The following is a 13,026-nucleotide window of genomic DNA, read 5'->3' on the forward strand; positions in this document are numbered from 1 at the left end:
CATCGGATGTGTCCCCTCCAGCCATCGCGAGCCTGCATCCCCCCGGGGTTGCTTCGGGGGGATGCAGGCCTGGGGATCCCGGGATCCCCTCGGGGCTACCTCAGGATGACGAACGCGTCGATGTCCACCCTCGGCCTGCCGGAGGTGCCCAGCACCTTGACGGTGACCGTGTGGCTGCCGGAGCTGCTCCACGCCTTGGTGTACACCACCTTGCGCGCCTGAGTGCTTGAGGCGTACAGGTCCACGATCGCCGCCCTGACCCCGTCCACGCGTATCTCCGCCTTGCCCAGGCTCGCGGCCTTGGGCGTCACCAGGGAGACGCTGCGGCCCCGGAAGCGCAGGGTGGCCGTGGCTCCGGCCTGCGTGTGGTACTTGACGTAGCCTCCGTAGGCACCGGTCCTGGCGGTCCGCTTCCAGCCACTGGAGTAGCTGATGGCCGAGGAGTTCTCCTGCACGGCGGCTACCGTCGTTATGGGGCTGGAGGCGAATGCGCTCTCGTTGCCCGCGCGGTCGGTCGCCTGCACGCGGAACCTGTAGGTGCCCGGAGCCAGGTGCTTCGTGGTGCTGGTGGCCCCGCCCCTGTAGATGGTGCTCCAGGCGGACCATGCGCTCCCGTCGTAGGTCGACATCTGCACTAGGTAGCTCCCGATGCCGTTGGCGTCGGTCGCGGACCAGGCCACCCTCACCGGGATCTTGCTCGTGCCCAAGGTGGAGCCCGCCGGCAGGCTGACCGTGGGCGCCTTGGCCACCGGCCTGGTGGTGTCCAGCACTATGGTATCGGAGACGATCTCCGAGGTGTTGCCCGCGGCGTCCCGGAAGCTAGCGTACACGGTCTTGGGCCCATCGCCCGCAGGGAGGGTCCAGCTGACGGATTCGCTGTAGGACTGCCACCCGGACGATCTCTCCCCCGCGTTCCAGATGGCCATCGAGCTTACGCCCCACCCCCTGTCGGTGGCGTTGATCTGGATGGTCACCTGGGCGTTGTTAGTATAATCCGCCCCGCCAGCGATCTGGATGCTGCCCGTGGGTGGCATCTGGTCGCCGGGCCTTAGGTTCATCTCCGTGGCATCAACGGCCTTCTTCACCTCGCCGCAGTCCGCGGGGGTGATGCCGCGGGTGCCCACCAGGTTGAGGCATGCCTGCTGCAGCCCCACGTACAGGTCGCCGTAATCGCTGCCGGAGAGCAGGAAGTTGGTTTCCACCTCGTAGTAGATGGCGGCGACCTTGTCTATCCCCAGCCCTCTGACGGTCCAACCGTTGAAGCTGCCCCCGTCGACCATGAGGTATGCGGCCTTGTTGTTCACGCCGCTGTTGGTGTGCACCCTGCCGTTGTCCCCGCTGCCCGTGTAGTAGTACGGGCTGCTCATCCTGTCGGGATCGCCCATCTGCGGGGGATCCGCCATGTTCCGGATGGCCCAGATGGGTGTGTCCTCGCCCTGTAGCCAACGCGTGGCCCTGGTGTCCGTGCCCGCGCCGTTCGTGAGGTCGTACAGCTCGCCGAAGACGTCCGACAGCGACTCGTTGATGGCCCCGGACTGGCTGTATTATATCAGCCCGGAGGTGAACTGCGTCACTACATGGGTGAGCTCGTGCCCCACGACGTCGTCCGCCGTGAACCCATCGCCGTAGACCACTTGCTGGAAGGAGCGAGACCAGAAGGCGTCTTCGTAGGGGCACTCGTAGTCGTCAGGGCAGTACCTGACGGTGGACACGATGGGCATCCCCGCCCCGTCCAGGCTGTCCCTGCCGAACCTGCTGTAGTAGAAGTCGTACACGCCTCCCGAGAAGTCGTAGGCGCGGTCCACCTCGGGCACCGACTTGGGGGGATCGCCCTCCGAGCGGACCGGGCTGGTGCAGACGTAGGACTCGTAGGGTACGTTGTTGTTGTCGCACACCTGCCGTGACTTGGCCGTCTCCACCTGATTGAAGTGCAGGAGGACTCGGCCGGTGTGCGCGTCCACCACCACGAACTCGTTTATCTCGCCCAGCCGCCGCCCCCCCGTGCACCTCCAGCCTCCAGACGAGCGATGTGCCGGTGTTGGGGGGAGCACCTATCAGCCTCGGGTCGTAGACCCACAGCTGTGGCCTGCTGGCACGCAGTCGATGGATGGGCACATGGTGCGCCTCGGCCACCAGCCACAGCGCCTTGCCCCTAGCGACGTCGGCCGACACGGACGGGTGGACATCCAAGGTCCACACGGGCAGCAGCTCGCCGTTGGCGGATATGACGTTCCCCTCCCGGTCCAGCTGCACGTACATCTCTCCGGCTATGATGGGTATGCCCTCGTACACCTGCTGGAAGCGCACGCTCCTGCGGCCGCGGTCGAGTTGCCTGACCCGCTTGACTACCAGCTCTCTGGCCTGATCTCTTGCCCCGAACAGCGGGCCGTATTCGGCCAGAAACGCGCGTGCCGCCGCGACCGGGGTCGGCCTGTGGAGCCCGCGCACGGTAGAGGGGCGAGCTGGGGGTGCCTCGCAGGTAGCTTATCTTGCCGGTGGCGGCGTTGCGGGCGTGAGTGGGGTTGCCCAGCGAGCTCAGCAGCTCCCGCTCCTGCCGATCGCCGGAGGCCAGGGTGGGCTCGGTGCCTGCCGGCAGGGTGGGCAAGCACAGGGTCATGATCAGCGCACAGACGCACAACCATCTGAGATATCTCTTCATAGGCTTACTCCTGCTAAGGGTAGTGCTATGGAAATATCTGTGGTTGAGGGCGCGTGAGGCAGCGTTGATTATGCTAGATTATGGTCATCTGAGCACCTCCTTGGACGGTCCTATCAATGTACTAATATTGTTTGTGTTTGTTAGTAGATTGTTAGCAGCGCTGACGGACGCTTGGTGTATTCTAGTAGCTACGAGTAGATGCTGGACTGGAGGAGAGGATGCGTTACTTGGAGGTAACTGGCGAGGAGTATAGGGACAGGGTGTACGGGTGCTGGCTGGGGAAGAACAGCGGGGGCACGCTTGGAGCACCCCTGGAGCGTGCCTGGGGGCAGAGGGAGCCCTTCGACGTGTGGTGGTATCCCGAACTGCGGGAGGGGGGCATACCCAACGACGACCTGGAGATGCAGCTGGTGTGGCTGAAGGCGCTGGAGGAGGTGGGGCCAGGGCTGCGGGCCGTGGACCTGGTGAGCTACTGGCTGGACCATATAGGGTACAACTTCGATGAGTACGGCCTGTCCAAGACAAACATGCAGCTGGGGTTGCTGCCGCCGGTGTGCGGGGCGTTCAACAACTGGTTTCGGGACTGCATGGGCAGCCCCATCCGCTCGGAGATCTGGGCGTGCGTGGCGCCTGGGTTGCCCCGGGTGGCGGCGCGGTACGCCTACGAGGACGCGATCTGCGACCACGCGGGCGGGGAGGGCGTGTGGGGGGAGATGTTCCACGCGGCTGTGGAGGCCTCGGCGTTCGTGGTGAGGAATAGGCAGGCCTTGCTGGAGGTGGGGCTGTCGTACGTGCCGCCCTGGAGCAAGGTGAGGGTGGCGATCGAGGCGGTGCTGGAGGCGCGTGCGCGGGGGCTGGGATGGCTGGAGGCCAGGGAGGAGGTGCTGCGGGTCGTGGGACATCCTGTGGCGCAGTACGCCCCGATCAACCTGGGGTTCGAGGTGATAGGCTGGCTGTGGGGGGAGGACTTTGGGGACGCGCTGTGCAAGGCGGTCAACTGCGGGTACGACACGGACTGCACCGGGGCGACGCTGGGGGCGATACTGGGGATCATCAGCGGCAGGCGGGGGCTGCCCTCCCGGTGGGTGGAGCCGCTGGGGGAAGGGATCGCCACCAACGAGAGCTGGGGAGGTATCAAGCACGTCTCGGGAAGCCACCCCGTGCCGCGGGATCTGGGGGAGCTGACGGAGAGGGTCGTGCGGGTGGCCCAGAGGGTGCTGGCCTGGCATGGGGTGCCTGGGGGCAGGGTGCCCGTGCCCGAGGACCACCACGAGCTGATGGCGGACGAGGGCATCAGGGAGCTGTGGGAGAGGGATCCGATGAGCTACGAGGTGGAGGGCACGAGCCTGCGCTACAGGGTAAGCTATCCGGAGGGCCCCGCCTACGTGGGCAGGGGCAAGAGGTTGCGGGTGGAGCTGACCAACCCCCATCCCGAGGCGCTGGCGATAGGGTGCGAGCTGGTGCTGGGCGGCAGGAGCTATGGTAGGAGGGAGCTGGAGGTGGAGGGCCAGGGCAGCGCGCACCTGGAGTGGGAGCTGAATCCCCCGGAGTGGGAGGGCAACCGCCTGCTGGGGTATCTAGCGTGCGAGCCGGTGGGCAGGCCCGCCGAGCCCGGGGTGCCCCTGGTGCTGGTGAGGGGGCGCAGGTGGGAGTGGGCGTTGGCCATGGATGGTGGAGCCTCCGGCTGGCGGGAGTGCTGGGCGGAGGGCAACAGGTTGCCGCTGGAGGTGCTGCCGGCGGGCTGGCGGGAGGCCTACCTGAGGGGGAGGGTCCGGGTGCCCAGGGACCTGCGGGTGAGGCTCGGGGTGCCCGCAAGCTGCCCCGTGAGGGCGTGGGTGGATGGGGTGCTGGTGGTGGACGTGGGAGACGAGGGGCCTATCAGGCCCAACTACTCGGGCTACGGTGGGTACTACGTGGACCTGGAGCTTGCCCGTGGGGAGCACGAGGTGCTGTTGGGGTTCGTGAGGGGCGGGGGAGAGCCCGAGGCCCATCTCGTGCTCTCCCTGCCCGATAGGCTGTACGCTGGCGACACGGCAGTGGTGTGGGTGTAGGGGGTGCCCCCTACACCCAGGGAAGCTTAGTCCGTAAACGGCTTGATCGAGGCGTTGGCGTGGCCGACGATGATCTCGGTGCCCACGGGCAGGCCGAGCGTGTTGCGGGTGGTGACGTACACGTGGATCATGTTCACGCTGACCGAGGCGCCCGTAGAGGTCACGCTCCCGGTCTGCTCGTTGAGGATCACGTAGCCCACGAGGGGCAGTTCTATGCGGGTGTTGGGCGCCACGTTCACGGGCAAGGGTACACCCAACACCACCAGGTTGGCGAAGCGAGTGCCCGCCGTGGAGGTGGAGAGCCTGCCGTTGGCGCTGCTGGCGGTGGCCACCGCCTTGAGCCCGTCGAGCCGTATGAGCCCTCCCAGCAGGCTGACGTCGGCCACCTCGCTGGTGGTCGTGACGCTGGTGGAGCTCGTGCCCGTGGTGATCTCGGCGGTGTTGGTGCCCACGCCGGTGCTCAGGATCCCGCCGGCGATGCTTGCGCCCGCGGTGGTGTTAGTGTATGCTTTGTTGGCGGCGCTCAGGCATCCCAGGGAAACAAGCGCTACCTTCCCAAGCCTTCCCGTAGTGCTGCCTGCCGCCGCCTTCCCCAGCGCCGTGTAGGCCTGACCACCCGCTATCACGGTGGGCTCCCGGCGCGTGAAGCCGCTCTTGGCGTAGCCTACCACGATCTCCGCGCCCACGGGCAGGCCGAGGCTGTTGGACGTGGTAACGTACACGTGGATCATCGCGATGCTCACGGTGGAGTAGCTGCGGTCGTTACCTCCGCGCTTCACCTCCTGGAGCACCAGGTAGCCCAGCCCAGGCAGATCGATCTGAGTGTTGGCGCGCACCGAGAGGATACTTCTGCCGTTGACCTTTAGGTTGACGAAGCGTGACGCTCCCCAGAAGCTCTGCACCTTGGTAGTGTCTGCCCTGGTGGTGGCGACGGCCTTGATAGCGTCTGCCGTGATCAGGCCATTCAGCAGGTTAAGCCCTGTGATCTCCGCGACGTTGCTTACGTACGCCGATGTGGGCTTCTTGTACGCCTGCACTGACGCCTTGGCAGCTCCTAGGTTCAGGATGTTGCCTGCGTGCACGCTTGCCAGAGAGTTCGTAATCACCCTACCTCGCGTGCCGTTGCAGGGACACGGCGTATAGATGGTCTTGCCCAGCTCCGCGTTGATCGCCAGCAGGTTCGCGGACACCTGTGAGCTGTAAGCGCTGCCCATGAAGGACCCCCGCAGATTGTCCTCGGCCGATGCCTCCGGTGGCACGAGTAGCGTCGCCATCAGTAACACCAGCAAAGTCACCAAGCTCCAAAGCCTTGCTCGAACAGATCCCGTACCCATTCTTGACCTCCTTTTTTACTTGCAAATAGATTTTGGTAATGAATTTGTACACCTATTAAGATAGAAATTCAAGTTAATTCAAATTTTGACTTTGAATATTTGCACTAAGTCAAATATAGGCTGTATCTTGACTTCCGATTGTGGGTATGGTACATTTCGTACCAACAACAGATGGCAAGGGAAGAGATGACTTCCGAGCTGGGCGCAAGCTTACAAACTACGGCAGACCTTGCAGGGACAACCTGGAGTCCGCGCCCGTCGTCGCTTGCCTATCTCCGCCGCCTAGTTAGCCTTCCGGGCTATTACTTTGCCTACTACTTTTACTTTTACTTTTTTGGCTACTACGCGTTGCCCGGGAGGTCGGCAGGTGGCTAGGTTGTAGGGATTACGTTAGACCAGCTAACTTGGAGAGGGGACCTTCCGGGAGAGCGGAAGGTCCCCTCTCTGTATTTTGGGCGGCGGACGTAAGAGTTCTCTTCCCAGAACACAAATACCGAGAGGGAGGATCGAGATGTTGGTAATAATGAAGTCCAGTGCTACAGAGGAGGAGATAGGGAGGGTGATAGAGAGGATAGAGGTGGAGGGATTGAGTGCGCATGTGAGTCGAGGGATGGAGAGGACGGTGATAGGGGTGATAGGGCAGGGGGTGGACGTGCATCGGATAGCAGGAGTGCTAGGGGGCATGAGTGGGGTGGAGAGCCTGGTGCCGATCAGCAAGCCTTTCAAGCTGGCCAGCAGGGAGTTTCATCCCCAGGACACGGTGGTGGAGGTCAACGGGGTGAGGATAGGAGGGGAGGAGGTGGTGGTGATAGGAGGGCCATGCAGTGTGGAGAGCGAGGAGCAGACGCTGGCGACTGCCAGGGCGGTGAAGGCTGCTGGAGGGAAGCTGTTGAGGGGAGGGGCCTACAAGCCCAGGACCTCGCCGTACAGTTTTCGAGGGATGGGAGTGAGGGGATTGGAGATACTGGCCAGGGCGAGGGAGGAGACGGGTTTGGGGGTGGTGACGGAGGTGATGAGTGTGGAGGAGCTGCCGGTGGTGATGGAGTATGCGGACATGCTGCAGATAGGCACGAGGAACATGCAGAACTATGCGTTGTTGGAGGCGGTGGGGAGGACGGAGATGCCAGTGCTTTTGAAGCGTGGGATGAGTGCGACGGTAGAGGAGTGGTTGTTGGCAGCGGAGTACATCATGGCGCAGGGCAACAGGCGAGTGGTGTTGTGTGAGAGGGGTATAAGGTCGTTTGATCCTTACACGAGGAACGTGTTTGATGTGGGGGCGATAGCGTTGGTGAAGGGGTTATCGCACCTGCCTGTGATAGGGGATCCCAGTCAGGGGACAGGGAGGGCTAGTTTGGTGGTGCCTGTGAGTTTGGCGGCTGTGGCGGCTGGAGCTGATGGGTTGTTGGTGGAGGTGCATCCCAATCCGGAGGGTGCGATGAGCGACAACGCCCAGCAGGTGACGTTTGAGGGTTTTGAGGAGCTGATGGCAGGCGTCAGGAGGGTGGCCAGCGCTATCGGCAGATCCGCCGCCGAGCCCGCACGCGAGCCCCAGGGGGTGAGCGCCTAGCGGGACCTGCCCTCCCTGTGCGCGCGGTGCTATAATCAGGCGAGATGCGCGCGGCTCAGAACTTGTCTTATGCTTACAGGGCGGCCAAGGGGCGCTGGTCGTGGCTGGCGCCCCTCGGGCGTGGGCGGTGGTCGGGCTACCTGCTGGCGATCGGGGGGGTGGCGGCGATCACCCGCCTCATCTCCCTGGTGTTCACTCGCTGGCACATCGCCAACATCTCCATGATCTACCTGCTGCTGGTGCTCGCCCTGGCGGTGCTGTACGGGAGCGGTCCAGCGGTGCTGGCCTCGGTGGCGGCCTTCCTGGCGTTCGACTGGTTCTTCGTGCAGCCCACGTGGTCCCTCACGATCCGCGATCCCGACGAGTGGCTGGCCCTCTGCCTCTTCCTGGTCACCGCGCTCATCACCGGGCAGCTGGCGGGCAACCTGAGGTCGCGCGAGGCTCAGCTCCACAGGCGGGCTCGAGAGCTGGAGGTGGTCAACGACCTGACGCGCTCCATCCTGCTGGACGTCAACCTGGAGGGACTGCTGCGGCGGCTGGTGACCAACATCTCGGAGATGCTTGGGCTGTCGGCCTGCAAGGTGATCATCCCGGACGAGAATGGCAGGCTGCGGACCGTCGTCCAGTGGCCCGCGCCTGTCGCGGGGGAGGATCCGCCCCACAGGGTGGCAGTGCCCCTGATGCTGGAGGATCGGTCGAGGGGCGTGCTGATGGCCTACCGAGACGCGCAGGGGCTGCCCTTCAGCGCCGATGAGCTGCGGGTGCTGAGGGCCTGTGCCGATCAGGTGGCGGTGGCGATGGAGCGCGAGAGGCTGATGGCCGAGGAGCAGCGGGCAGCGCTGCTGGAGGAGTCGGACCGCATGAAGAGCGCGCTGCTCTCCTCGATGTCGCATGAGCTGCGGACACCGCTATCCGTTATCCGGGCGGCGGCGGGCGGCATGCTGGAGGCGCCGGAGATGCCCCCGGCGCTGCGCGAGCTCGCGCTATCCATAGACCGCGAGGCGTCCCGCCTCGACCGCCTGGTAGGCAACCTGCTGGACATGTCCAGGATAGAGGCCGGGGTGCTCAGGCCCCACCCGGAGCCGCAAGCCCTGGATGAGATAGTGGGGGCCGTGCTCCAGCGCCTGCGGCCCCTGCTGGGGGAGCGTCCCGTGCTGCTGGATTTCCCCCCCGATCTGCCCTTGGTGGCCTTTGACGCCCTGCAGATCGACCAGGTGCTCACCAACCTCCTGGACAACGCCTGCAAGTTCTCTCCCCCGGGGACCGAGATCCAGGTCGGCGCCGCCGTCGAGGCGCTGCAGGTGCGCGTGTGGGTGCGCAACCGCACATGTCGACCCCTGAGCGACGAGGAGCTGCGTCGGGTGTTCGACAAGTTCTACCGCGCCGGCGGGGAGAACCCGGGCAGCGGGCTGGGGCTGACCATCTGCAAGGCCATCGTGGAGGCCCACGGCGGCAGCGTGCGCGCCGCCCGCGTCGGGGAAGGCCAGGTGGAGTTCTCCTTTGCGCTCCCCCTGCAGGGCACGGACGGGAGGTAGGTTGTGTCCCAGCGACAGCCCAAGGCTAGGGTGCTGGTGATCGACGACGAGCACGAGATCCTGCGCATCCTCAAGTCGGTGCTGACAAACGCTGGCTACGCCGTCAGCGTGGCCTCATCTGGGGAGGAGGGGATGGAGCTGTTCGGGCTGCAGCCGTTCGACGCCGTGCTGCTCGACCTCCGGATGCCCGGGCTCAGTGGGTTGGAGGTGTGCGCCTGGCTGCGGGCGAGGTCCGACGTGCCGATCATCGTGCTCTCCGTGATGGGGGAGGAGAACGACAAGGTAAGGGCTCTGGACACGGGCGCCGACGACTACCTGGTGAAGCCCTTCGGGGTGGCCGAGCTGCTGGCAAGGCTCCGGGCAGCGCTGCGGCGAGCCGGCAGCAAGGGGCAGCCGGAGATGATCGTGCGCAGCGGGGACCTGACCATAGACCTTGAGCGGCGGGCGGTCTATGTGGCGGGGCAGCTGGTGCGCCTGACTCCCACGGAGTACGACGTCCTCAAGTGCCTGGCGGTGCACGGCGGCAAGGTGGTGACGCATCGCATGCTCCTGCGGGAGGTGTGGGGCTCCGAGCAGCCGGCGGATACCTCCAACCTGCGGTACACCATCACCCAGATCAGGCGCAAGCTGGGCGATGATCCCACTCACCCCCGCTACATCCTCACGGAACCCGGGGTGGGCTACCGGCTGATGGTCGACGGCTAAGCTCTAACATCTTCCTAACAGCTTGCCGGCTTTTCCCAACATCTCCCTAACGCCCCGGCTGCCATACTCTACTGGAGGCAGCTGGTGGAGCAAGCAGAAGCACGACACATATACGTCCTCTACATGGGCAGGAGCTCCCGAGATGAGCTCGAGGCGGCCTGCGTGCTGGCGGCATCGGACCCTTCCTGGAGGGTCGTGGTGCTCCTACCCGAGCTGGAGCCGCTGCCAGGCTTTGAGCTGGCGCTGTTGGAGGCGACCCTCCGCGAGCTCGCCACCGCCTACGGCGTCGAGGTGGAGGTGAGGCCGCGCGTCGACCAGGAGGCGTCCGCCGTGTACGCACCGGTGACGTGCCGCCGGCCAGGACTGCGCTCCACCGTCGGGGGTATCGGCAGCCGCCTGCGCAGGTATGGAGGGCGGCTGTTCAGCAGGGGCAAGCGCTAGATATGGCTTCCGGAGGTTTGTGCGGGCTATGAACGGGAACGATGGACGAGGGACCTCCAGCAGGAGGATCTCCTACAGCGACCTGGAGAAAAGGCAGCTAGTGCGTGGGGCCAAACCTGGCAACCGTTTCGTGCGCGTCCAGCCGAGCCAGGAGTTCTACCGTACCGGGCCTGGCTGGCTGGTGCCTCGCCCGGACGTGGTGGAGCCCAAGGGGTTGCTGGGCAGGCTGCGACGGTTGATAGTGGGCAGGCCGATCCCCTCAGCGCTGGAGGTGCACGAGAGGTTGAACAAGATCAAGGGGTTGGCTGTGCTCTCCTCAGATGCCATCTCCTCGGTGGCCTACGGTCCCGAGGCGACGATGAGGATACTGATCACGGCTGGCCTGGCCTACCTGTCGTTTACCTGGCCCATAGCTATCGCCATAGCCCTGCTCATAGCCATAGTAGCCTTCTCTTACCGTCAGACCATCAAGGCTTATCCCTCGGGAGGCGGCAGCTACATAGTGGCCAGCGAGAACCTGGGGCCCATACCTGGCCTGGTGGCGGCCTCCTCGCTCCTGTTCGACTACATCCTGACGGTGGCGGTCTCGATCGCCTCCGGCACGGCGGCCATCACCTCCCTCTTCCCCAGGCTGCTGCCCTACACCGTGGAGATCACGGTGGCTGCCATCCTGTTCATCATGATCGTGAACCTGAGGGGGATCAGGGAGTCCGGGACAGTGTTCACCCTGCCCCCCTACGTGTTCATAGTCAGCGTGTACGTCACGATCCTGGTGGGGCTGTACAAGCTCACGCTGGGTGGGGGGATCCACTACACCCCGCCGCCCTCGGCGGTGCACCCTGGTGGTCGGCAGTTCGGCCTCCTCCTGCTGCTGGCGGCTTTCTCCGAGGGCTGCTCGGCCATGACCGGGACCGAGGCCATAGCCAACGGCGTCCCCGCATTCAAACCTCCCGAGTGGCGTAATGCGCGCACGACGATGTCCTGGATGGCCATTATCTTGGCAACGCTCGTATTGGGTGTGGGTTTCCTGGCCACGCACATGCATGTGCTGCCGGCCACTGATGAGACGGTCTTGTCTCAGATAGGGCGCTCGATCTTCGGCCCTGGCCCGATGTGGTGGGTCCTGCAGGTATCTACGGCGCTCATCCTGGTGCTCGCCGCCACCACGGCCTTCATGGACTTCCCGCGCCTGATGTCCATCCTGGCCAAGGACCGCTACGCGCCCAGGGTGTTCCAGTACCGAGGCGACAGGTTGGCCTTCACGAGCGGGATAATCGCCCTGTCCGTGGTGGCGATAGTGCTGGAGCTGGTGTTCAAGGGCAGCGTGGAGAAGCTGATCCCGCTGTATGCCGTGGGCGTGTTCACCAGCTTCACCCTCTCGCAGGCGGGCATGGTGGTGCACTGGCGGCGCGAGCGCGAGCGGGGATGGCGGCGTTCGGCCATCATCAACGGTGTGGGCGCGGTGATCACGGGCATCGTGACGCTGATCATAGGCATCACCAAGTTCACCCACGGCGCCTGGCTCGTGATAGTGCTGGTGCCCGTGGCGGTGCTGACCTTATGGGCGATCCACAAGCACTACGTGCGGTTGGAGACCACCAGGAAGACCGAGATACCAATGGACCCGCAGCAGATACGCCTGCGCGCGGTGGTGCCCATCAGGGATCTAGGGGTGCAAGCCAAGCAGGCCGTGGCCTTCGCGCAGGCGATCACCAGGCAGAACGCGCAGGTGGTGGCCGTGCACGTGGAGGACGATCCACAGGAGGCCGAGGAGCTGCGCAAGGCGTGGTACCGCTGGAACCCAGAGGTGGAGCTGCTCATCATAGAGTCACCGTATAGGTCGCTGCTGAGGCCGCTGTTGGCTTACATCAGCGCCCTCAAGGAGACGTATCCGGACGATACGGTGGTGGTGGTGCTGCCCGAGTTCGTGCCCTCCCACTGGTGGGAGCAGCTGCTGCACAACCAGACTGCGCTCCGGATAAAGGCCGCGCTGCTGTTCTACCCTGGCGTGGTGGTGGCTAACGTGCCCTATCACCTGGAGAAGTAGCCTCCGACCGCTCCATCGTGGCCATGAGGCGGGACTCCCCCTTCCTGATGGCCACGGCGACCAGCAGCAGGGCGGCCACCAGCCCGGCGACGGACACAAGCCTCATGGGTCCCTCCAGCTCGGAGATGCGGGCCCCGAGGAAGTAGCTCAGGAGGCCGTAGGCCGTGGCCCAGGTGATGCCACCGAGGGCGTTGTACAGCAGGAAGGACTCCCAGAGCATGGCGTTGACGCCCGCCAGGAAGGCCGCCCAAGTCCGCAGGATGGACACGAAGCGCCCAAAGAACACGATCCGTCCTCCATAGCGGGCGAAGAGCCACCTGCCCAGCGCCAGCCGCCTCTCGTCCAGCCGGAGGTACCTGCCGAAGCGCTCCAGCAGCCTTTGGCCGCCGGTGCGCCCGATCCAGTAGCCCAGGTTGTCGCCCGCGATCGCCGCGGCCGAGGCCGTGAGTATCACCCACCGGACGTCCAGGACGTGGGAGGTGCCGGCCAGCACGCCGGCGGCGATCAGCATAGTCTCCCCGGGCACAGGGATGCCGGTGCTCTCCGCGGCGACGAGCAGGAAGAGCGCCAGGTAGCCGTACGTGCCCAACAGGTGGCCAGCGTCCAGGTGCGGTGCCATATCAGCCCCACCAACCGGGAGGGGCGAGCGATGTGCGAGGGCATGCGTGCCTCATAATGAGAGTATGA

The 13,026-nt window shown here is 65.0% G+C and carries 11 protein-coding genes and 1 pseudogene; 7 read left to right on the top strand and 5 right to left on the bottom strand.

What is annotated here, in order from left to right:
- Positions 1-95: 95 nt before the first annotated feature.
- From TTER_RS14905 to TTER_RS15635, 3 genes and pseudogenes are all read right to left on the bottom strand, one after another.
- Positions 96-1,529 (bottom strand): annotated as a pseudogene (locus tag TTER_RS14905) (M4 family metallopeptidase); the annotation flags it as partial.
- Between the two features lie 15 nt (positions 1,530-1,544).
- The gene (locus TTER_RS15825) at positions 1,545-1,805 is read right to left on the bottom strand and encodes a gluzincin family metallopeptidase (protein WP_338131995.1); all 261 of its coding nucleotides are present in this window, start codon (positions 1,803-1,805) and stop codon (positions 1,545-1,547) included.
- Positions 1,687-2,448, bottom strand: a complete 762-nt coding sequence (locus tag TTER_RS15635; protein WP_148211990.1) for a hypothetical protein — start codon at positions 2,446-2,448, stop codon at positions 1,687-1,689. The genes TTER_RS15825 and TTER_RS15635 overlap by 119 nt, the downstream gene beginning before the upstream one ends.
- Positions 2,449-2,516: 68 nt before the next feature.
- On the opposite strand from TTER_RS15635, the gene TTER_RS10465 reads away from it, so the two are divergent.
- Positions 2,517-2,912, top strand: a complete 396-nt coding sequence (locus tag TTER_RS10465) for a hypothetical protein (RefSeq protein WP_148211991.1) — start codon at positions 2,517-2,519, stop codon at positions 2,910-2,912.
- Positions 2,878-4,710, top strand: coding sequence for an ADP-ribosylglycohydrolase family protein (locus tag TTER_RS14915; protein WP_012875997.1), 1,833 nt, complete (start codon positions 2,878-2,880; stop codon positions 4,708-4,710). Before TTER_RS10465 ends, TTER_RS14915 begins: the two co-directional genes overlap by 35 nt.
- A gap of 26 nt (positions 4,711-4,736) precedes the next feature.
- On the opposite strand, the gene TTER_RS10475 is transcribed toward TTER_RS14915, so the two are convergent.
- Positions 4,737-6,044 carry a choice-of-anchor P family protein gene (locus TTER_RS10475; protein WP_012875998.1) on the bottom strand — a complete coding sequence of 436 codons (1,308 nt, stop codon included), beginning with the start codon at positions 6,042-6,044 and terminating at the stop codon, positions 4,737-4,739.
- A gap of 511 nt (positions 6,045-6,555) precedes the next feature.
- Between TTER_RS10475 and aroF the strand changes: the two genes are divergently transcribed.
- The 5 genes from aroF to TTER_RS10500 all read left to right on the top strand — a co-directional run bounded on the left by aroF (position 6,556) and on the right by TTER_RS10500 (position 12,339).
- Positions 6,556-7,611 (top strand): 3-deoxy-7-phosphoheptulonate synthase, encoded by a 1,056-nt coding sequence (gene aroF, locus TTER_RS10480; RefSeq protein ID WP_012875999.1) that lies wholly within the window; start codon positions 6,556-6,558, stop codon positions 7,609-7,611.
- 44 nt (positions 7,612-7,655) lie between these two features.
- Complete coding sequence (locus TTER_RS10485) at positions 7,656-9,146, top strand: DUF4118 domain-containing protein (RefSeq protein WP_012876000.1); 1,491 nt, start codon at positions 7,656-7,658, stop codon at positions 9,144-9,146.
- A 3-nt stretch (positions 9,147-9,149) separates the two neighbouring features.
- Positions 9,150-9,851, top strand: a complete 702-nt coding sequence (locus tag TTER_RS10490) for a response regulator transcription factor (RefSeq protein WP_012876001.1) — start codon at positions 9,150-9,152, stop codon at positions 9,849-9,851.
- Between the two features lie 84 nt (positions 9,852-9,935).
- Complete coding sequence (locus TTER_RS10495) at positions 9,936-10,292, top strand: hypothetical protein (RefSeq protein WP_012876002.1); 357 nt, start codon at positions 9,936-9,938, stop codon at positions 10,290-10,292.
- Between the two features lie 28 nt (positions 10,293-10,320).
- Positions 10,321-12,339, top strand: coding sequence for an APC family permease (locus TTER_RS10500; protein WP_012876003.1), 2,019 nt, complete (start codon positions 10,321-10,323; stop codon positions 12,337-12,339).
- Here the strand turns inward: TTER_RS10500 and TTER_RS10505 are convergent.
- Positions 12,311-12,958, bottom strand: coding sequence for a DedA family protein (locus TTER_RS10505; RefSeq protein WP_012876004.1), 648 nt, complete (start codon positions 12,956-12,958; stop codon positions 12,311-12,313). The two genes, TTER_RS10500 and TTER_RS10505, sit on opposite strands and share 29 nt — an antisense overlap.
- Positions 12,959-13,026 lie beyond the last annotated feature (68 nt).

It is taken from the genome of Thermobaculum terrenum ATCC BAA-798 (assembly GCF_000025005.1).
GTDB lineage: Bacteria > Chloroflexota > Chloroflexia > Thermobaculales > Thermobaculaceae > Thermobaculum > Thermobaculum terrenum.